The organism is Vibrio syngnathi (assembly GCF_002119525.1).
In the GTDB taxonomy this organism is placed as follows: Bacteria; Pseudomonadota; Gammaproteobacteria; order Enterobacterales; family Vibrionaceae; genus Vibrio; species Vibrio syngnathi.
In genome coordinates, this window is record NZ_CP017916.1 from 935,130 (window position 1) to 954,502 (window position 19,373).

Here is a 19,373-nt window from a genome sequence, read left to right on the forward strand (position 1 = left end):
AAGAGAACAAGAACATGAAAATTGCTTTAGGTATTGAATATAACGGTACCCACTACTTTGGTTGGCAGCGCCAACGAGACGTGAAAAGTGTCCAAGAAGAATTGGAAAAGGCTCTTTCAGTTGTCGCGAATCACCCTGTAGAAGTTATGTGTGCTGGTCGCACAGATGCCGGTGTTCACGGTACGGGACAAGTCGTTCACTTTGAAACTAATGTTGATCGTAAAATGGTGGCATGGACAATGGGCGCAAATGCCAACATGCCAAAAGATATTGCCGTTCGTTGGGCAACAGAAGTGAATGAGGATTTCCATGCTCGCTTTTCTGCAACAGCACGCCGTTATCGCTATATTATCTTTAACCATGCACTACGTCCTGGCATCTTGAATTCAGGTGTGAGCCATTACCATGGTCACCTTGATGAGAAAAAGATGCATGAGGCGGGTCAGTACTTACTTGGTGAGAATGACTTTACTTCGTTCAGGGCTACACATTGTCAATCTCGTAGCCCATGGAGAAATATGATTCACTTAAACGTGACTCGTCATGGACACTACATAGTGATCGATATTAAAGCGAATGCGTTTGTTCACCATATGGTGAGGAATATTACGGGTAGCCTAATTGCAGTAGGTAAAGGTGAGCAAAAACCAGAGTGGATCCAGTGGCTTTTAGAGTCTAAAGATCGAAAAGTGGCTGGCGCAACCGCCAAAGCGGAAGGCTTGTATCTGGTAGATGTTGATTATCCTGAACATTTTGAATTACCAAGAGAGCCTATTGGTCCTCTATTTCTGCCCGATAATTTGAACTAAATGTGAGACTTAGGTTCAAAAACTATTACGGTTTCGTGCGTAAAATAGTCACAGAAAATAGGTACAACCAGTTTTTTATCTACAGTCGTTGTTTTATGTGGTTTAATTCCCTGCATAATTCCCAAATTTATTTCTTTCGCAATCAAGCGGAGGAATCGAAACAAAAAGGTCTTCCATGAGTTGGCTTGAAAAGATTTTAGAAAAAAGCAACATCGTAACATCTCGTAAAGTGTCTATCCCTGAGGGTGTTTGGACTAAGTGTACTTCTTGTGAGCAGGTTCTTTACCATGCTGAGCTAGAGCGTAACCTAGAAGTGTGTCCGAAATGTGACCATCACATGCGTATGAAAGCGCGCCGTCGTCTGGATACATTCCTAGACAAAGGCGAGCGTGTTGAACTAGGTACGGATCTTGAGCCACAAGACAAACTGAAGTTTAAAGATTCTAAGCGTTACAAAGAACGTATCTCTACTGCTCAGAAGAACAGTGGTGAAACCGATGCATTAGTTGCAATGAAAGGCGAACTGCTTGGTTTACCTATCGTAGCGTGTGCGTTTGAATTTTCATTCATGGGCGGCTCAATGGGTTCTGTTGTAGGTGCTCGTTTTGTGAAAGCGGTAGATGCGGCTATTGAGAACAACTGCGGTTTAGTTTGTTTCTCGGCAAGTGGTGGTGCTCGTATGCAAGAGGCATTGATGTCTCTCATGCAAATGGCAAAAACCAGTGCTGCTCTAGAGCGTTTATCTGCGAAAGGCCTACCGTTTGTTTCAGTTATGACTGACCCAACAATGGGTGGTGTTTCTGCAAGTTTGGCAATGCTTGGTGATATCAACATCGGCGAACCAAAAGCGCTTATCGGTTTTGCTGGACGTCGTGTAATCGAACAAACGGTACGTGAAGACCTTCCTGAAGGTTTCCAACGCAGTGAGTTCCTACTAGACCACGGCGCTATCGACATGATCGTTGACCGTCGTGAGATGCGTCAGCGCGTTGCAAGCCTTGTTGCTAAAATGACCAACCAGCCTTCACCATTAGTAGTTTCTGTGAACGATTCACCGAATGAAGCTACTTATGAAGTACCAGAAGCGCCAGAAAAAGGGTAAAGTACCTTCTAACAAACCTACTTAATCATGGTTATGAGTTAGATGAGTCAACAACCTATTCCTCAAGCCACATCCTCTTTGGAGATGTGGCTTGATTATTTATCAAACATCCACACAAGCGCTATTGATCTTGGATTAGACCGAGTTCAGGCCGTCGCCTCTAAGGCAAACCTCACCAAACCTGCTCAACACGTTATTACTGTTGCCGGAACTAATGGCAAAGGCTCAACGTGTGCACTAATGGAAGCTATTCTGTTGGATGCAGGTTACTCAGTTGGTGTCTACAGTTCTCCTCACTTAATTCGCTATAACGAACGTGTTCGTATTAACGGACAAGATCTATCCGATGAAAAGATGGTTCAGTCTTTCAATTTCATTGAGAAAGAGCGTGGCGAGATCAGCCTTAGCTTTTTCGAATATGGGACTTTAGCGGCGTTACGTGCTTTTCAAACTGAAGCGGTTGATGTTGTGTTATTAGAAGTGGGTCTAGGTGGACGCCTAGATGCGACGAATATCGTTGAGCATGATGTTTCTGTGATTACCAGTTTGGCTGTCGACCATGTTGACTGGCTAGGTGATGACATTAATGTGATCGGTTTTGAGAAAGCGGGCATTTATCGTAGCGGTAAACCGGCTATCTGTGGTCAACCTAAACCACCGGCTACAGTTGCGGCACACGCTGACGATATTAAGGCTGAGTTCTATCAAGTAGGTATTCAATACACTTATGATGTAGACGGCGATACTTGGAACTGGCGCAGCGGTGCATTCCAATTAGAATCGCTACCTATTCCAAGCTTACCACTGCCGAACGCAGCAACTGCATTGATGGCATTAGGCACTTCAGATCTAAGCATTAGTGATGTGAACGTTGTTAACGGCATGAAGAATGCGCAGCTTCCTGGGCGTATGCAGCAAATTAGCGAACAACCCGTGATTGTGCTTGATGTGGCACATAACCCGCATTCTGCTGAGTACTTTGCGCAGCAAGTCGCGAAGAAGTATGCAGGCAAAAATTTACACGTTGTAGTCGCCATGCTTCATGACAAAGATATCCCCGCGACATTGGAAGTATTAGCACCAATAACAACACATTGGTACCCAGCTTCGCTGAACGGCCCACGAGCCGCAACAGCCGCTGAATTGTGTCAAAGCTTACCTCAAGGCGTAGAGCAGTATTCAAACCCTGTAATAGCGTTTGAAGCGGCTTTAACTTCTGTTAAAGGTGACGATGTTGTGTTGGTTGTCGGTTCTTTCCATACCGTGGGTGAAGTGTTGGAGCATTGGCAGAAAAAAGGAAACTAAATGGCAAGTAAATTCCAAAGCCGATTAGTCGGCACCATCATTTTAGTGGCCATTGGCGTGATTGTATTGCCTGATGTGCTGGATGGTAAGAAGCTCCACTATAAAGAAGAGTTTGCAAGCATTCCGATTAAGCCTGAGCTTGATAGTAATGTTGAAGTGTTTGAAGTACTAGACCCTGTTGAAGATCAGATTGCATTGCCGGATTCTCCGGTTGAGCAGGTGGTTGAAAGTGGTCCCACTGATAATTCAAACACGCAAACTGCGTCGGCTTCCAGTAACAAAGAAGCGGATAAAGTGGCAGTGGTGGTTAAGCCGGTACCCGAAAAAAATGAATACCAAGACAGTGCTTGGATTATTCAATTGATGGCTTTAAAGAATGCTGACAACGCAAAAAACGTTGTTAAGGATTTACAGAAGCGTGGTTATCAGGCTCATACCAAGCAAGAAAAAACGTTTACGCGAGTAATTATTGGCCCGGATGTTTCTAAATCCAAACTTGAGCGACAAATTAAGGAATTAGAAAAAATTACGGGTTCAAAAGGCCAATTGCTCAAGTTTAAACCGTTAAATCCATAAGAAAACGTTTGCGTCAGCATTTTTTCTGTTAAAATGCGCGCCAACTTAAGATGAAGAATTCATGAATTGGTTAGATTTTGTCATTTTAGGCGTGATCGGCTTCTCTGCCGTGATCAGTTTAGTTCGCGGTTTCGCTAAAGAAGCCTTGTCACTTGTTATTTGGTTTGGAGCATTTTTTATTGCTAGCCAGTACTACGCTAAATTAGCTATGTACTTCACCAATATCGAAGATGAGATGTTTCGAAACGGAACGGCGATTGCAGCATTGTTTGTTGCAACGTTAGTTGTTGGTGCCTTAGTTAACTATGTCATCGGTCAGCTAGTTCAGAAAACAGGCCTGTCGGGTACAGACAGAATCCTCGGTGTCGTCTTTGGCGGCTTACGTGGTGTTTTGATTGTTTCTGCAGTGTTGTTTTTCATGGATGCGTTTACTGCATTCCCAAGTTCTGAGTGGTGGAAGAATTCGCAATTGGTTCCGGAATTTAGTCGAATCATTGCGCCGTTCTTCGAGCATTTACAAGCAACATCTAGTTTCTTATCTGGCGCGCTTTAGCGCCAGTTAATGTCGAAAATCGAGGATTAGGACATGTGTGGTATTGTTGGAATCGTGGGTTCAACACCTGTAAACCAGTCTATTTATGACGCTTTAACGGTATTGCAGCATCGTGGCCAAGATGCCGCTGGTATTTGTACCATAGAAAGCAATCGTTTCCGTCTGCGTAAGGCGAACGGTTTAGTTAAAGATGTTTTTGAAGCAAAACACATGCAACGCCTCCAAGGTAACGTGGGTATTGGTCATGTTCGTTATCCGACAGCGGGAAGTTCGAGTGCTTCTGAAGCTCAACCTTTCTACGTAAACTCTCCATTTGGCATCACGTTGGCGCACAACGGTAACCTAACGAATGCGAGTGAAGTTCGTGAGAAGTTGTTCGAAAAAGACCGTCGTCATGTCAACACAACTTCTGATTCTGAAGTTCTACTGAACGTATTGGCTCATGAGATCGATACTGTTAAAGGCAATGTGACTTCAGAAGACGTATTCCGCGCGGTTGCAAACGTGCATCGTACTATTCGTGGTGCTTACGCAGTGACAGCGATGATCATCGGCCACGGTATGATTGCATTCCGTGACCCACATGGTATTCGCCCATTGTGTCTTGGTAAGCGTGAAATTAACGGTAAAACAGAGTACATGGTTGCGTCTGAGTCAGTAGCGTTAGACGCTGTTGGTTTTGATTTTATGCGCGATGTTGCTCCAGGTGAAGCTATCTACGCAACATTCGAAGGTGAGCTTTTCACTAAACAATGTGCAGACAACCCACAATTAAACCCATGTATTTTTGAGTTTGTATACTTTGCACGCCCGGATTCATTCATCGATAAAATTTCGGTTTACAGCGCACGCGTTGAGATGGGTGAGATGCTAGGTAAGCGTATTAAAGAAGAGTACGCAGACTTAGACATTGACGTGGTTATTCCAATTCCTGAAACGTCGAACGATATTGCGCTACGAATAGCTCAAGCGATTGATAAGCCATATCGTCAAGGTTTTGTGAAAAACCGTTATGTTGGCCGCACGTTCATCATGCCTGGTCAGCAACAACGTAAGAAGTCGGTTCGCCGTAAGCTCAACGCAATCCGTTCTGAGTTTAAAGGTAAGAACGTTCTATTGGTTGATGACTCTATCGTTCGCGGCACAACATCAGAGCAGATCATTGAGATGGCTCGTGATTCTGGCGCAAGCAAAGTCTTCATGGTTTCTGCTGCTCCTGAGGTTCGTTTCCCGAACGTTTACGGTATCGATATGCCAAGCGCAACTGAGCTTATTGCTCATGGTCGTGATAACGAAACGATTTGTAAGCAAATTGGTGCAGACGCGTTGATTTTCCAAACGTTACCAGACCTGATTTCTGCAGTAGGTATGGGTAACCAAGACATCTCTCGTTTTGATACATCCGTATTTAACGGCGAATATGTAACGGGCGATATCGACCAAGCGTACCTAGATTTCCTAGACTCTTTACGTAATGACGATTCAAAAGTTGAGCGCGAGATCCAACAAGACCTCGCTAACTTAGAGTTACATAACGAAGGTGCTTAGCTTTTCACTCGTTATACATGTTTTGTTAGTAATAAAGCATTCTCGCTAATAATAAATCATCATTGTTAGCGGGTTGAAGCAATAGCGAGTAATAAAGACCTAAGTAATAAAAAAACCAGAGCATCGGCTCTGGTTTTTTTGTTTTCGGAGAAGAGGATTAACCTTAATGAATGTGATACGCGATCACAAAATCAATAAACAGCCTAACTTTCTCTGGCAGGTGGTCTTTGTGATTATAAAGCATGTAAATATCACGAGGGTTAGCGCTCCAATCTTCTAAGACTTGTACAAAGCTGCCATCTTCTATGTATTCACGGATCATCACGTCAGGCATTAGAGTAATACCTAGGCCTTCAGCACAGGCTTGTTTTACTACATTGAGTGCGTTGGCGTTGAATCGACCCTGTTCGCTATTTACTACCGTCTCGTCATTCGAATTACTCAGCTGCCACTTAATCAATGGGTAGCCTTTGAGTAGCGAGTGGTTTGCTAACTCTTCAGCATGGCTTGGAGCAGGGTGCTTCGCCAAGTAGTCAGGGCTTGCGATAAGAATATCTTTTACTTCACTGATCTTTCTTGCGATTAAGCTTGAATCACGCTGAGGACCAACTCTGAAAATGACGTCCCACTCGGTCGGATCAAGCTGATCGGTTTGGTTGTTCATCATCAACTCAATATTGATATCTGGGTATTGAGTCATAAAGTCGCTGAACATCGGCATCATCATGCGTTGGGTCAGGTTTGAAGGTGCCGTAATGCGAATCTTGCCTGAAGCCCCTTTGCACTCGTCAGTCAGCTCTTCTGCAGTTGAAGAGAGACGTTGCAGTAACGGAGAGCATTCGTTGAAGAAACGTTCGCCTGCCTCTGTTAAAGATAGTTTACGCGCGTGTCTATTGAGAAGCCTTAGGTTTAGTGAATCTTCTAAGGCTTGGATGCGTCGTGTAATGGTCGCAACCGGAATCATTGTCTTGCGCGATGTTGCGGTGTAGCTCCCATTTTCAACGACGAGTCGAAAGAGGTTTAAATCATCTAATTTCATAAATCCAGACACATTTGTTTACAATCTCAGCTAATTTATACGTAATACTGAGATCAATGTTTGCGTTAAGTCAACTCGTTGCACTATTTACCAGTATTCCAACCCTTGTCGCGAATTACCAGTAAAGAGTGCGCATTTGTGTATTTAGCAATTTGTTACTAAGTTTTATATTAGTTCTTAGAACAGATAACAATAATAATTCGACTTAGTTTTGTGAGGTTAGAGATTATGTACAAAACTCACAGTCAGCCAGTTATGACCTCGGCTCAGGAAGTTCTCAATCAAAAGTGCGTTATGTTGGTTGATGATGATCCTATTTTTCGCCGGATAACCAGCGCGTACTTAGACAAGATTGGTTATAAAGTGGTTGAGGCTGAAAATGGACTGGACGCTCTGCAAAAGCTTAGAGATTCAGCGCCAGATTTAATTGTGTGTGACTTATCAATGCCAATTCTGGATGGCATAGAACTTGTAGAAGAGCTCAGTTTAGAGTATCCGTCTCTGCCTATGATCGTTGTGTCTGGCACGGATGATATGTCTGATGTGGCGAAAGCATTGCGATTTGGTATCAAAGACTTTTTAGTTAAACCTCTGGAGGACCACGGTCACTTAGGAAGTGCGATTGCGAATACTTTGACAGATTCGTTCGATAACATCTCAGACCTGCGAGATTTTTCGAGCCAATGGTTCTGCGTTGATGATGGGGGAGAGATCCCTGAAGACCAAGAGCTGCATTGGCATCTAAATTACCTGCAAGATAACCCTAGTGCTGCAAGAGATTTATTGCACGCGCTGCTTCCTGAGAAAGACACACGACAAGGCTCATGGCGTTGCAGTTACCGCTTACTACAGTCAACGGAGATGATGCCACTTGTGTTTGATTATGCGTGGATGATGAATGGGCAGTTTGCTTTCTACCTTGTCGATTCGTCATCTTCTGATAACGGTGGCTCAGCGGCTACATTGTTGGTGAGAGCGTTATTCCACGATTACATAAGAAATCGAAAAGATTTTAACGTTGATCTCAAAGATATTGCGGAGATTTTGGAGAAGGGGATTCGTTGTTCTAAATGTTCAACCCCAGTGAATGCTTTGTTTGGTGTTGCTGACCTTGCTGTGGGAACCATCTCTATTTTGCCTGCGGGTTTGGATGGGCAATGGTCGAATGGTGAATTTAATCAACATATTGCTGCGGGAGAGCGCTTGGGTGAGAACTGTAAGAAGAACTTTATTACACGAGATCTACCGATTGAACAGGGCTGCCAGCTTTCGTTGAGCCTGCTTGGGTCGGCCAGTTTTAGTTTAGACATACACCAAGGGTCCACTGATTAACCCTATATTTCCTCGGTTTTTGTGAATAATTGATTAAGGTATAGTTGCGCAAATGGTGTGGCTATGCCTTTTTTGTTAAATGTCGATTTAGCAAAGTGGGTTTGGTTCGCCAGATACTTACCTTTACTAACAAAAACAAGAAGCAATCATGGCAGATAACAAAGACTTTCAAGACCCGTTTAATGTATTCTACTTTTTAGGATTTTTAGCCGCATTTTTGGCGATTCCATTATTACCAGCAACCCTTACGTTGATCCGTGTATTCAATGGTTACGCAACATTTTAGTTAAGCTATCGTCGCCGATTGGTGATAGCTAACTCAAGGAGGCCACAATTAGCGTTCGAGTTTTAAGCCTCAATATTGCTGGTGGCCTTTGTATATTTCTTGCAGTTTTAGGGATAGCTTTACCCGTACTGCCAACTACGCCTTTTCTCCTTCTTGCCAGTGCATGTTTCATGCGAAGCAACCCCAAGGTACATAAATGGATGCATGAGCATAAAAAGCTCGGTCCCTTATTGAACAATTGGTATCAACACGGCGCTGTCACCAAACAAGTTAAAACGCGTGGCGTGTTTTTTATTTTGTTAAGTTTTGCGTTATCGATCTACTTTGCCCCGATCATTTGGGTCAAGGCTTTCCTAATTTGTGTACTTGTTATTCTTCTCACATGGTTTATGCGACTTCCAACCCATGAGTTGGTTGCTGACAGCAAAGAAAATCACTACCATTAAGCCAGTGTGCCTGCTTGTATAGCGGGCGTTTATTATTTCAGCAATTCGAGTTATGACTCTCGTTGCAATGAATACCAATCGTACCTTTCCTTAATTCCGAGCGTTGATGTTTGATTCGTTGACGAGAGTTTGGAAAGCGGCCTAATGAAGTGCATAAGATTATGAACACAGAAAAAATCTCTCTGATCAAAGCAAGCATCAAAAGCATTCCTGATTACCCTAAAGCGGGTATTTTGTTCCGTGACGTAACAAGCTTGATGGAAGATCCTACCGCTTACAAAGCGACAATCGACCTGTTAGTGGACACATATAAGGACATGGGCTTTACTAAGATCGTTGGTACTGAAGCTCGTGGTTTCCTATTTGGTGCACCTCTTGCTCTTGAGCTAGGTGTCGGCTTCATCCCTGTTCGTAAACCTGGCAAGTTGCCTCGTCAAACTTTGGCACAATCTTATGAGCTTGAGTACGGCACTGATACGCTAGAAATCCATACCGATGCTATCGTTGAAGGCGATAAAGTGCTGATGGTTGATGATTTGCTAGCAACCGGCGGTACGATTGAAGCGACAACAAAGCTGATTCGTCAGCTTGGTGGTGTGGTAGAACACGCTGCATTTGTTATTAACCTTCCAGAAATCGGTGGTGACAAGCGCTTACAAGGCTTAGGTCTAGAAGTGTTTAGCATCTGCGAATTCGACGGTCACTAATCCTTTTCGGAATTATTCATGAGCTATCTTGCGTTAGCGCGAAAATGGCGACCAACCAAATTTAAAGAAGTGGTTGGTCAAGCCCATGTTTTAACAGCATTAGAGAATGCCCTTAGCCAAAATAGGTTGCATCACGCTTACCTATTCAGCGGTACTCGAGGTGTCGGTAAAACGACCATCGGCCGTTTGTTTGCTAAGGGTCTCAACTGTGAAACAGGCATTACTGCAACCCCTTGTGGTGAGTGTGCAACCTGTAAAGAGATCGATGAAGGTCGTTTTGTTGACCTGCTCGAGATCGATGCTGCCTCACGTACTAAGGTAGAAGATACCCGCGAGCTTCTGGACAATGTTCAGTACAAGCCTGCACGTGGTCGCTTCAAGGTTTACCTAATCGATGAAGTACACATGCTGTCTAGGCACAGCTTTAACGCACTTCTAAAGACCTTAGAAGAGCCGCCTGAGTATGTGAAGTTCTTGCTCGCAACGACGGATCCACAAAAGCTTCCTGTGACTATATTGTCGCGTTGTCTGCAATTCCATCTTAAGCCGATTAGCGTTGATAATATCCACGAGCAACTCGATCATATTCTTGAACAAGAAAATGTGACGTCTGAATCTCGTGCGCTTGGAATGATTGCTCATGCCGCTGATGGCAGTATGCGTGACGCTCTTAGCCTAACAGACCAAGCTATCGCATTAGGTAATGGCAATGTAGTGACAGACACTGTTGCTCATATGCTTGGAACGTTGGATACAGACCAAGCGATTCATCTACTTGAAGCGATTAGCAGTAAACAGCCTCAGCAAGCGATGACTTGTATTCAAGCTCTTGCTGAAAATGGCGTTGAGTGGGATGGATTGCTGAGTCAACTTGCGACTCAATTACACCGTTTGGCGATGTATCAAGCTCTGCCGTCTACTTTAGACAAGGCCCAGCCTGATGCTGAAAGGCTAGAACTGCTGAGCAAAGCGTTAAGCCCTCAAGACATCCAACTCTACTACCAGATAGTGTTGAAAGGGCGTCAAGACTTACCATTATCACCAACCGCTCGTGTTGGCATTGAGATGGTGGTTCTGCGTATGTTGGCATTCAGACCTGCAGAGCAAACTGTTGCTACGGCAATCTCGACTCAGTCGACAAGCCCAGCGCCTGCTCCTGCTCCTGCTACTCAGAATCAGAATCAGGTTCTGAGTGTTGCTCAGCCTGTGAATCAACCTGCGCCAGAGCCGAGACAGCCAACACAGGTTCAACAGCCCGTTCCGATGCAACAACAGGCGCCTCAGCAGCAAGCTATACCGCAACAGTCGGTACAACAGCAACCACCGCAGAATCAGAGCCAATATTCAGATTCGCAAGGTTACGCTGATCACTCAGGCAACCAAGGTTATCCAGAACAGGATTACCCGCACAGCCAGTATGATGCACCACCGGCTTATGATGAGCGTCCAAGCTACGGTGCAGAGCAGCCTCAGCAGCAACAAACGAATTATCAGAGCCAGAGTCCGGTTCAACAGCCAAGTACTGCACCTTCTGCTCCTACTGTTTCGCAAGAGCAACCAGCGCGCGCAACTTCGCCAGTGAGTGGTTTACGCCACCAATTGCGTTCTCAACGTAGGGGCGGGACGATAGCAGATAACAAAGGTTCGGCGCCAAAAAAGGCTAAAGCGACACCAGCTAAAACTTCAGTTCTTGATCGAGTTGCTCAGCAACACGGTGGTTCTGAGCGGGTGTCGCCAGCTTCTTTATCCGCCTCTTCTGCAGAAAAGGTAACCAATGATAATGAACCTTATCGCTGGAAACCGTCTAAACCTGTAGTGAAAGAGGTGAGCAAAGAGCTTACACCTACTCAGATCAAGCGTGCGTTAGAGCATATTAAGACACCAGAAATGGTCGAAAAATTGCTTCAAGAGTCGATTGCTCAAGATGAATGGTCCGCCATGATTCAAAAGCTAGAGACAGCCAAGCTTGTAGAGCAGTTAGCATTGAACTCAGTGTTTGCTAAAAACGACACATCAATCACTTTAACGTTAAGAGCGAGCCAAGCTCACTTGAATACGGATCGTGCGCAGAGTGAGCTATTGCAGTCTCTCAATACTGTGCTTGGAGAAGAGTGTCATTTGAGTGTTGAAATCGGCGATGGTGGAGAAACGCCACTAGAACTACGAGAAAGATTGTATCAAGGTAAGTTGAAAGACGCGTTTACCGCTTTGGAAAACGATGCCAACGTACAGTTTATTGAAAGACGTTTTGCTGCAGAACTCGACAGAGACAGCGTTCGTCCTATCTAGAACTTTTTCACGTTTAGTGACCGGCGTATCATCCCAGATAAGCAAATCTGAGAACTGAACATCGAGGGGTTGAATCACACTGTTTTAGCCCCCATTTAAGCACGAATAGCTTAATTAATTTTAATAAACCAATTAGACCAGAGAGTAATAACATGTTTGGTAAAGGCGGTATGGGCAACATGATGAAGCAAGCCCAGCAAATGCAAGAACGCATGCAAAAGCTTCAAGAAGAAATCGCTAATATGGAAGTTACAGGTGAGTCAGGTGCTGGCCTTGTAAAAGTAACGATCACTGGTAGCCACAGCGTTCGCCGTGTTGATATCGATGAAAGCCTAATGGAAGACGATAAAGAGATGCTTGAAGATCTTATCGCAGCCGCTTTCAACGATGCAGCTCGTCGTGTTGAAGAGACTCAAAAAGAGAAAATGGCTGGCGTAACTGGTGGGATGCAACTTCCACCAGGTATGAAGATGCCTTTCTAAGTAACTTATTCTTAAAGGTTAATTCTAGTAGTGGTTTGTGTTGAACTGGCCACTGCTTGAAAATTAGAACGGTTAACTATGCGTACCAGTCATATGCTGGAGCATTTGATGGAGGCCTTACGTTGTCTACCTGGGGTTGGCCCCAAGTCGGCACAGCGTATGGCCTTTCATTTGTTACAGCGCGATAGAAAAGGCGGCCTGCAGTTGGCTGAAGCTCTTAGCCAAGCAATGACAGAAATTGGTCATTGTAATGAGTGCCGTACTTTTACTGAAGAAGAGACCTGCCACATTTGTACCAATCCTAAACGTCAGGATAACGGTCAAATTTGTGTAGTAGAAAGCCCAGCCGACATTGCAGCTATTGAAGCAACGGGTCAATATTCCGGTCGTTACTTTGTGTTGATGGGCCACCTTTCACCACTTGATGGTATTGGTCCAAGTGACATCGGTCTCGATGTCTTGGATTACCGCTTACGTCGTGGTGATATCACTGAAGTTATTTTAGCGACTAACCCGACAGTAGAAGGGGAAGCGACAGCACATTACATTGCTGAGCTATGTAATGCCCATGAAGTGAACGCTAGTCGTATCGCCCATGGTGTTCCTGTAGGTGGTGAGCTAGAGCTGGTGGATGGCACCACGCTTTCGCACTCGTTACTCGGTCGTCATAAGATCTAAAAAAGCCGCTTGGTGAACCATCACCAAGCGGCTTTTTCTTCTTTTGTTATAAAGCTTTGTTCTTGAACGTGTCTATTCTAAAACCTTTCAAACGATTAATCAGAGCCGCGCACGGCTTTGTAAATCGCAGCCCCAATCACGGCACCAATAATCGGTGCAATCCAGAACAGCCATAATTGCGAAACAGCCCAATCACCGACAAACACAGCCACACCGGTACTTCGAGCCGGGTTCACAGAAGTGTTAGTCACCGGAATACTGATAAGGTGAATCAAGGTCAAGCAAAGCCCAATTGCGATAGGTGCAAACCCAGCCGGTGCTTTCGAATCAGTCGCACCCATGATCACGAACAGGAACACCATGGTCATGACCACTTCACAGACCAGAGCCGCAGTGAGCGAGTAACCGCCCGGTGAGTGTTCACCGTAACCATTGGAAGCAAAGCCAGATGCCGCAGCGTCAAAGCCAGCTTGGCCTGAAGCAATCACAAACAACACACCACCTGCGATAATACCGCCAATCACCTGAGCGATAATATAAGGCGCAACATCTTTAGCATCAAAGCGGCCTCCGCTCCAAAGTCCGATAGTGACCGCTGGATTAAGGTGGCAACCGGATATATGACCAATAGCGAAAGCCATGGTGAGTACGGTTAAACCGAAGGCGAGAGAAACCCCGAGTAGACCAATTCCCACATCGGGGAAAGCTGCGGCTAAGACAGCACTACCACAGCCACCTAACACCAACCAAAACGTACCAAACATTTCTGCGATATACCTATTCATAACGATCCTTATTAATCTTTACCAGTATCAATAAGATAGTTTAGATCTATCAAAGTTGTGAAATCTTGGGCATATATAGGAAGAAAAGTATTGTTAGGTTATTGCTTCGAGCTCAATAAGGTTATCAAGCGCTTCTTGGTCTGTTTTACCACAGATGATAGGGCAGGCTTTGAATTGGTGACATACCTTCGGGCGTGAAGGTTGACCAAATAATTTGCATAGATCTTGCTCATTTAATTGAATGCAGCGTACGCCAGCAGGCTTACCATTAGGCATTCCAGGAATAGCAGATGTAATACTTGGAGCGATACAACAAGCTCCACAACCTAGGCGACATTCCATCAAATTAAACTCACTAAATAACAGGGTGCGCGATAGTAGCAAAAAATGATGAGAGTGACAGCTGTTGATTGAATCAAAGAATGAACAATTATTATCCTTGAACTTTTTATGGGCTAGCGGTATAACACGCACCCCAGTAAAAGAGTAAGAAGTAATCCTATGACGATTCCATTTTGGCAAGAAAAGACACTAGAGCAAATGACCGAGAATGAGTGGGAATCACTGTGTGACGGTTGTGGTAAGTGTTGCCTGCATAAACTTATGGATGAAGATAGCGATGAAGTTTACTACACCAATGTGGCGTGTAGCTGGTTAAACGACAAAACATGTTCGTGTAAAGATTACCCGAACCGATTCACTTCAGGTGAAGAGTGTTTGAAGCTGACTCGTGACAAGATTCATGAATTCCATTGGCTACCAGACACTTGTGCTTACCGACTGTTATCAGAATCCAAGTCGATTCCTGAGTGGCACCCATTGATTACGGGGTCTAAATCAGAAATGCACGCTGCTGGTGAAAGCGTTCGTAACAAAGTGGTCTACGAAATCGATGTTGTCGATTGGGAAGACCACATCTTGAATCATCCAAATCGCTAAGTATTATAAAACAGTCGCTCTTGAGCGGCTGTTTTGCTATTTGGCGTCGCCTAAATTTAAAACTTACTTAATTACTTAATTACTTAATTCTTTAACTTAAAGGCTTAAAGGCTTAAACGCTTAAAACAAAAAAACGCCCCGTAGGGCGCTAAGTAAAACGAGTAAAAAAGATTCAGGCTAGTTTACTTGTTGTTTAATGTACTCACCCAGTTCTGAGTGGTGCATGATTTTCGAAACTGGCAATATCTTTTCAGCAGGGCCCCAAGCAAACACGTTCACTGGTGTGTGAGTATGTGTACCTGTACCCCAAACGATGTTTTGACTTGTTGCTTGTTCACGGGCAAGCAGGTTGCCACGGTCGTTATAAGGGAAGAATGCATCGAAATCGTTGATAGCAGGCACTTCTTCTGCCGACAAGTATTTGTGTTGAGCCAATCGGTATGGGTTCGGCTTACTGGCTAATACATTTTTTGCTTGTTCAGCTGTAATAGCGAACTCACTATTCTTGTTGACGATCTCAGCCAGTTTTTCTGGTGTCTGCAGCGCCTTACCCAACTTTTGAAATTCGCTGATCATGCCGTAGTAGCTTTGCTTCTGATTGTATAGACCATCAAGAATATCGAATGCGCCAAAGTTAAAATTGGGTGCATATTCGCGATCGGCGAAGGCTTCGCCAGAACGTTTCTGTGGTTTTGGTAGGTCGTTAGAAGAGTAGCTGAAACCGAAAGATCCTGTTTCGTGGTCTGCAGTTACAATTACGATCGTATCTTCACGATCTTTTGCCCATTCATATACCGTTTGGATCGCTTCATCAAATTTGAGCAGTTCATGCAGCATCGTGCCTGCATCGTTACTGTGTCCTGCCCAGTCGATTTGGCCACCCTCGACCATTAGGAAAAAGCCGTCTTCATCTTTGGATAGGATGTTGAGCGCTTTTTGTGTCATCTCTTTCAGGCTTGGCTGAGTTCGTTCGCCACTCTTTTTCTTGTTGCTGTAAGCGATGCCATCATCCATGCCTGAGTAGGCGAATAGGCCAAGTAGTTTATCGCCCTTAGCATCGTCTAGCATGTCGCGATTAAACGCCAGCTTGTAGCCGTCTTTCTCTGCTTCAGTCAGCAGGTTACGGTCGTCTTTACGCTTCGATTTTAGGTAAACATCACCTTGAGTCAGTTTCTCAAGTTGCTTATAGGTTTCACCTTTGTCGTTGGTTGATTTTGGGATCCAATGACGTAGCCCTCCAGAGAGCATCACATCAGCACCCGTTGCTAACATATCAGATGCAATTTGATTCTCTAAAGAACGGTGAGGTTGGTGAGCGGCGAAAGAAGCAGGAGTCGCGTGAGTTAAGCGCGTATCGGACACGAGCCCTGTTGCTTTACCTGCCTTTTTAGCTTTCTCTAGAACTGTCTCAACATGATTGCCCTGAGAATCAATGCCAATCACTTCTGAACCACTGTAGATACCCGTTGCAAGCATGGTGGCTGAACAAGCAGAATCGACCACAATTGCATCTTCTGGGTGAGTCAGGGATGAACCAATAACCCCTTCTTGAGCAAGTTGATAAATGGCCGTTTTGGTCCCTTTATAGATGGAATTTGGCGCTTGGTTTGCGTAGGTTTCCAATAAGCCAACTTGCTGAGGTCCCATGCCGTCGCCGATCATCAGAATGACGTTTTTGATTTCTGAGGAAAGTACGTTGAATGAAAGTGTTGAGGTTGCCACTGCGGCAATGATTGGTTTTATAATGTGCTTCATTGGTTATCCCTTTTTATATAAGCGGGATGATTAGAACATCGATTTATGTCAAAGTCGTTTCATATTTATTTCATCAATGTGAAATTGAGCAATAACTCCAATTTTTTAAAAGCATAAAAAAAGGCTCACATTTCTGTGAGCCTTTGTCGTATTTAGGAGGGTCCAAATCAATGGACTGCGTCATGGCTAATGTCAAGCAAGCGGTAAGTCTGCAACCACCTGGTTGAACGTGATACGAGCATTCTGAGCTTGCTCAGATAACTCGATTTTTTTCGCTTGTGCGGCACTAAGATTACTCTCGGCCTGCTCAAGTGCTTGTTGTAGGTTCTCTGGTAACTCGTGAGTTTCCATTTGTGAACCTTGTTCTAACACATAAGCGCGAATTTCTTTTTTCACTGCGGCAAGTTCTGTGTAGGCAACTCGCTCAAGTTCTGCGGCCTCTTGTGCAGCATCTTTTTCTTTCTCAAATTGAGCTAGCGCCATACCTTCTGCAGACCAAGGATCCATATCTGGTAGTTCTTCGATGTTGATCGTTGGCTCGATGTACGCGTCTTGATGGCGTAGGTCGAGGCTCGTTGCACGAACCGCTGAAATCATCAGCATCACAGAGATCACCAGTAGCGGTAAGCCACCAACTATTGCTGCCGTTTGTAGCGTACTTAGACCACCCAAGAACATCAGAATCGTTGGCAAGAACGACAGAGTGAATGCCCAGAACATACGGTTCCAACGCATTGGCTCTTCGGTCACGTTGTTTTGCACAACAGACGCTAGGATGTATGAGATTGAGTCAAATGTAGTTGCAGTGAAAATAATACACAGCAAGGTGAACACAGCGATCACTAATGTGCTCATTGGCAGTTGCGCAAGCATCGAGAAGATAGCTTTGGTAGCGCCTTCTGCATTCAAAATCGCTACTACATCCAGTTCACCAGAAAGTTGCAGTGATAGGCCATAGTTACCTAAGATCATGAAGAACAAGAAACAACCTAGAGAGCCAAAGAAAATTGAACCTGACACCATTTGTTTGATGGTTCTTCCGCGAGAGATACGCGCAACAAACAGGCCCATACTTGGTGCAAATACTAGCCACCATGCCCAGTAGAAAATGGTCCAGTCTTGTGGGAAGTGCGTGTTCTCAAAGGTACCGTAACCACCAAATGGTTCAGCCCACGTTGCCATCACGAAGAAGTTAGACAGTAGACGACCAATCGAGTCTAGGCCTGTTTCAAGCATGAAGATCGTCGGGTCAGCAATCAGAACGAAAGTCAGTAGACCCATTGCACCCCAGAAATTGATGTTACTCAGGATCTTGATGCCTTTTTCCAAGCCAGCATAAGAAGAGTAAGCAAAAATTGCCGTACAAACTAAAAGAACCATTGCTTGCGTAAGGTTGTTTTTAGGTAGACCGAATAGATGATTCAGGCCTTCAGTGATGAGAGGTGCGGCTAAACCTAGTGTTGTCGCAGCGCCACCCAGTAGACCGAAAATGAATAGGATATCGACGATTTTCCCTGGTACGCCTTTACTGCGGTGTTCACCAAGAACAGGCATTAACGCACTAGAGATCTTTAGAACAGGCTGTTTACGCACATAAAAGAAGTAGGCGATAGGAATTGCTGGGATCAGGTAGATAGACCAAGCAATTGGTCCCCAGTGAAACAAACCATAAGTTGCCGCCCAACGAACCGCTTCTTCACTGCCGGGTTCTAGTTGGAAAGGCGGTGATTGGTAGTAGTAAGCCCACTCAATACAGCCCCAGTACAAGATACTTGCGCCAATGCCACCACAGAAAAGCATTGCAGCCCATGATGCTGTTTTGAATTCAGGCTCTTCATCGGCTTCGCCCAGTTTAATTTGTCCCATGTCACTGAATACAACGTAAACCATGAAGGCACAAGCAGCGAGGCCTAGAGCAAGATATAGAAATCCAAGTTGATCCGTCATGAACGTTTTCGCAACCGCAATCCAGTGTGCGCCCTGAGCCGGGAACAAAATGAGCGGGAAAACTATCGTGAGTAGGAGTGCAATAGCACCAAAGAAGGTAGGCTTATCAATAAGCTCAAAAGTGTTTTTCACGAGTATTATTCCATTAAAATGAGAGCGGAATTATGGAATGAACTCGTTTTTTAGACCAAATCGGGTCTGTTGTCGTGACGACAAATTGCTTCTATTCGATAAAAGATAGGTAATGAAAGAATAGAGAAGCGGAGCCGTAAAGTTAGCCTAAAGCGATAAATTAGGCCAATGCTATAAATTAGACCAAGGCGATAAGTTAAACCAAGGCGATAAGTTAAACCAAGGCGATAAGGATGCCACCTACGGTCAACGCTGCGGACAAGAATTGCCCCGCTGAATATGAGCCATCGTTCTCTTCTTCCACCTTGTCTGGATGATCCATACCTAGTGCGCCGTGAGCGAACGATTCAACTTTATCGGTAACGGTTGCATTTTCCGCCTCGACTTTCTTCGCTTCGTTATCGATTTGTTTAAGAGCAAATAATAGCGCTTTTCCTTCATCAGAAAGCTTAACGGTATTTTGTTCAATCTTGAGTGGAGCAGGCTTTTCAGCCTCAGTGCTTTTATTCTGTGCGTTCATTTTCGCAGGTGAATACAGCTGAGTATTACTCGTTCCTACTGGTGTCATATCGCTCTCCTTACCTATCCTTAAATATAGTATCGGCAGAGGTGTGAAAAACTTGTGCATTTAATCACCGTGGTGATGTTTTTTTATTCGCACAT

General features: G+C 44.6%; 20 protein-coding genes. 14 read left to right on the forward strand and 6 right to left on the reverse strand.

What is annotated here, in order from left to right; translation table 11 throughout:
• Positions 1-14: 14 nt before the first annotated feature.
• The 6 genes from truA to purF all read left to right on the forward strand — a co-directional run bounded on the left by truA (position 15) and on the right by purF (position 5,893).
• Complete coding sequence (truA, locus tag K08M4_RS04550; protein WP_086049005.1) at positions 15-809, forward strand: tRNA pseudouridine(38-40) synthase TruA; 795 nt, start codon at positions 15-17, stop codon at positions 807-809.
• Positions 810-984: 175 nt separating this feature from the next.
• Positions 985-1,911 (forward strand): acetyl-CoA carboxylase, carboxyltransferase subunit beta, encoded by a 927-nt coding sequence (accD, locus tag K08M4_RS04560; RefSeq protein ID WP_086049007.1) that lies wholly within the window; start codon positions 985-987, stop codon positions 1,909-1,911.
• 42 nt (positions 1,912-1,953) lie between these two features.
• A complete protein-coding gene (gene folC / locus K08M4_RS04565; protein ID WP_086049008.1) occupies positions 1,954-3,216 on the forward strand; it encodes a bifunctional tetrahydrofolate synthase/dihydrofolate synthase in 1,263 nt (420 codons plus the stop codon).
• Positions 3,217-3,792 carry an SPOR domain-containing protein gene (locus K08M4_RS04570; RefSeq protein ID WP_086049009.1) on the forward strand — a complete coding sequence of 192 codons (576 nt, stop codon included), beginning with the start codon at positions 3,217-3,219 and terminating at the stop codon, positions 3,790-3,792.
• 61 nt (positions 3,793-3,853) lie between these two features.
• Positions 3,854-4,345, forward strand: coding sequence for a CvpA family protein (locus tag K08M4_RS04575; protein ID WP_009848678.1), 492 nt, complete (start codon positions 3,854-3,856; stop codon positions 4,343-4,345).
• Positions 4,346-4,378: 33 nt separating this feature from the next.
• Positions 4,379-5,893 (forward strand): amidophosphoribosyltransferase, encoded by a 1,515-nt coding sequence (purF, locus tag K08M4_RS04580; RefSeq protein ID WP_086049010.1) that lies wholly within the window; start codon positions 4,379-4,381, stop codon positions 5,891-5,893.
• A 163-nt stretch (positions 5,894-6,056) separates the two neighbouring features.
• Here the strand turns inward: purF and K08M4_RS04585 are convergent, their stop codons facing one another.
• Positions 6,057-6,932 (reverse strand): LysR family transcriptional regulator, encoded by an 876-nt coding sequence (locus K08M4_RS04585; RefSeq protein ID WP_086049011.1) that lies wholly within the window; start codon positions 6,930-6,932, stop codon positions 6,057-6,059.
• A gap of 228 nt (positions 6,933-7,160) precedes the next feature.
• Between K08M4_RS04585 and K08M4_RS22520 the strand changes: the two genes are divergently transcribed.
• The 7 genes from K08M4_RS22520 (at position 7,161) to recR (ending at position 13,152) form a co-directional block, all read left to right on the forward strand.
• Positions 7,161-8,264, forward strand: coding sequence for a response regulator (locus K08M4_RS22520; RefSeq protein WP_086049012.1), 1,104 nt, complete (start codon positions 7,161-7,163; stop codon positions 8,262-8,264).
• 148 nt (positions 8,265-8,412) lie between these two features.
• Positions 8,413-8,550 carry a hypothetical protein gene (locus tag K08M4_RS22065; RefSeq protein WP_004734169.1) on the forward strand — a complete coding sequence of 46 codons (138 nt, stop codon included), beginning with the start codon at positions 8,413-8,415 and terminating at the stop codon, positions 8,548-8,550.
• Between the two features lie 74 nt (positions 8,551-8,624).
• Positions 8,625-8,996, forward strand: a complete 372-nt coding sequence (locus K08M4_RS04600; protein ID WP_086049013.1) for a YbaN family protein — start codon at positions 8,625-8,627, stop codon at positions 8,994-8,996.
• Between the two features lie 161 nt (positions 8,997-9,157).
• The gene (gene apt, locus K08M4_RS04605; protein ID WP_086049014.1) at positions 9,158-9,703 is read left to right on the forward strand and encodes an adenine phosphoribosyltransferase; all 546 of its coding nucleotides are present in this window, start codon (positions 9,158-9,160) and stop codon (positions 9,701-9,703) included.
• A gap of 18 nt (positions 9,704-9,721) precedes the next feature.
• Positions 9,722-11,992 carry a DNA polymerase III subunit gamma/tau gene (gene dnaX / locus K08M4_RS04610; protein WP_086049015.1) on the forward strand — a complete coding sequence of 757 codons (2,271 nt, stop codon included), beginning with the start codon at positions 9,722-9,724 and terminating at the stop codon, positions 11,990-11,992.
• Between the two features lie 152 nt (positions 11,993-12,144).
• Complete coding sequence (locus tag K08M4_RS04615; protein ID WP_009848672.1) at positions 12,145-12,474, forward strand: YbaB/EbfC family nucleoid-associated protein; 330 nt, start codon at positions 12,145-12,147, stop codon at positions 12,472-12,474.
• Between the two features lie 78 nt (positions 12,475-12,552).
• Positions 12,553-13,152, forward strand: coding sequence for a recombination mediator RecR (recR, locus tag K08M4_RS04620; protein WP_004734155.1), 600 nt, complete (start codon positions 12,553-12,555; stop codon positions 13,150-13,152).
• 95 nt (positions 13,153-13,247) lie between these two features.
• Here the strand turns inward: recR and aqpZ are convergent, their stop codons facing one another.
• Both aqpZ and K08M4_RS04630 read right to left on the reverse strand, forming a co-directional pair.
• On the reverse strand, positions 13,248-13,937 hold the full coding sequence (gene aqpZ, locus K08M4_RS04625; RefSeq protein ID WP_086049016.1) for an aquaporin Z: 690 nt from the start codon (positions 13,935-13,937) through the stop codon (positions 13,248-13,250).
• Positions 13,938-14,030: 93 nt separating this feature from the next.
• Positions 14,031-14,279, reverse strand: a complete 249-nt coding sequence (locus tag K08M4_RS04630) for a YkgJ family cysteine cluster protein (RefSeq protein WP_004734153.1) — start codon at positions 14,277-14,279, stop codon at positions 14,031-14,033.
• 159 nt (positions 14,280-14,438) lie between these two features.
• On the opposite strand from K08M4_RS04630, the gene K08M4_RS04635 reads away from it, so the two are divergent.
• Positions 14,439-14,876 (forward strand): YcgN family cysteine cluster protein, encoded by a 438-nt coding sequence (locus tag K08M4_RS04635; RefSeq protein WP_086049017.1) that lies wholly within the window; start codon positions 14,439-14,441, stop codon positions 14,874-14,876.
• Positions 14,877-15,053: 177 nt separating this feature from the next.
• On the opposite strand, the gene K08M4_RS04640 is transcribed toward K08M4_RS04635, so the two are convergent.
• The 3 genes from K08M4_RS04640 to K08M4_RS04650 form a co-directional block, all read right to left on the reverse strand.
• Positions 15,054-16,631, reverse strand: a complete 1,578-nt coding sequence (locus K08M4_RS04640; protein WP_086049018.1) for an alkaline phosphatase — start codon at positions 16,629-16,631, stop codon at positions 15,054-15,056.
• A 192-nt stretch (positions 16,632-16,823) separates the two neighbouring features.
• On the reverse strand, positions 16,824-18,710 hold the full coding sequence (locus K08M4_RS04645; protein WP_086049019.1) for a BCCT family transporter: 1,887 nt from the start codon (positions 18,708-18,710) through the stop codon (positions 16,824-16,826).
• A 214-nt stretch (positions 18,711-18,924) separates the two neighbouring features.
• Positions 18,925-19,278 (reverse strand): hypothetical protein, encoded by a 354-nt coding sequence (locus K08M4_RS04650; protein ID WP_086049020.1) that lies wholly within the window; start codon positions 19,276-19,278, stop codon positions 18,925-18,927.
• Positions 19,279-19,373: the final 95 nt, after the last annotated feature.

Bases quoted from the DNA above. Each gene is read 5' to 3' on its own strand.
- accD (WP_086049007.1), top strand. From the start codon at position 985: ATGAGTTGGCTTGAAAAGATTTTAGAAAAAAGCAACATCGTAACATCT.
- truA (WP_086049005.1), top strand. From the start codon at position 15: ATGAAAATTGCTTTAGGTATTGAATATAACGGTACCCACTACTTTGGT.
- aqpZ (WP_086049016.1), bottom strand. From the start codon at position 13,937: ATGAATAGGTATATCGCAGAAATGTTTGGTACGTTTTGGTTGGTGTTA.
- K08M4_RS22065 (WP_004734169.1), top strand. From the start codon at position 8,413: ATGGCAGATAACAAAGACTTTCAAGACCCGTTTAATGTATTCTACTTT.
- purF (WP_086049010.1), top strand. From the start codon at position 4,379: ATGTGTGGTATTGTTGGAATCGTGGGTTCAACACCTGTAAACCAGTCT.
- recR (WP_004734155.1), top strand. From the start codon at position 12,553: ATGCGTACCAGTCATATGCTGGAGCATTTGATGGAGGCCTTACGTTGT.
- K08M4_RS22520 (WP_086049012.1), top strand. From the start codon at position 7,161: ATGTACAAAACTCACAGTCAGCCAGTTATGACCTCGGCTCAGGAAGTT.
- folC (WP_086049008.1), top strand. From the start codon at position 1,954: ATGAGTCAACAACCTATTCCTCAAGCCACATCCTCTTTGGAGATGTGG.
- apt (WP_086049014.1), top strand. From the start codon at position 9,158: ATGAACACAGAAAAAATCTCTCTGATCAAAGCAAGCATCAAAAGCATT.
- K08M4_RS04570 (WP_086049009.1), top strand. From the start codon at position 3,217: ATGGCAAGTAAATTCCAAAGCCGATTAGTCGGCACCATCATTTTAGTG.
- K08M4_RS04640 (WP_086049018.1), bottom strand. From the start codon at position 16,631: ATGAAGCACATTATAAAACCAATCATTGCCGCAGTGGCAACCTCAACA.
- K08M4_RS04585 (WP_086049011.1), bottom strand. From the start codon at position 6,932: ATGAAATTAGATGATTTAAACCTCTTTCGACTCGTCGTTGAAAATGGG.
- K08M4_RS04630 (WP_004734153.1), bottom strand. From the start codon at position 14,279: ATGGAATGTCGCCTAGGTTGTGGAGCTTGTTGTATCGCTCCAAGTATT.
- dnaX (WP_086049015.1), top strand. From the start codon at position 9,722: ATGAGCTATCTTGCGTTAGCGCGAAAATGGCGACCAACCAAATTTAAA.
- K08M4_RS04575 (WP_009848678.1), top strand. From the start codon at position 3,854: ATGAATTGGTTAGATTTTGTCATTTTAGGCGTGATCGGCTTCTCTGCC.
- K08M4_RS04635 (WP_086049017.1), top strand. From the start codon at position 14,439: ATGACGATTCCATTTTGGCAAGAAAAGACACTAGAGCAAATGACCGAG.
- K08M4_RS04650 (WP_086049020.1), bottom strand. From the start codon at position 19,278: ATGACACCAGTAGGAACGAGTAATACTCAGCTGTATTCACCTGCGAAA.
- K08M4_RS04615 (WP_009848672.1), top strand. From the start codon at position 12,145: ATGTTTGGTAAAGGCGGTATGGGCAACATGATGAAGCAAGCCCAGCAA.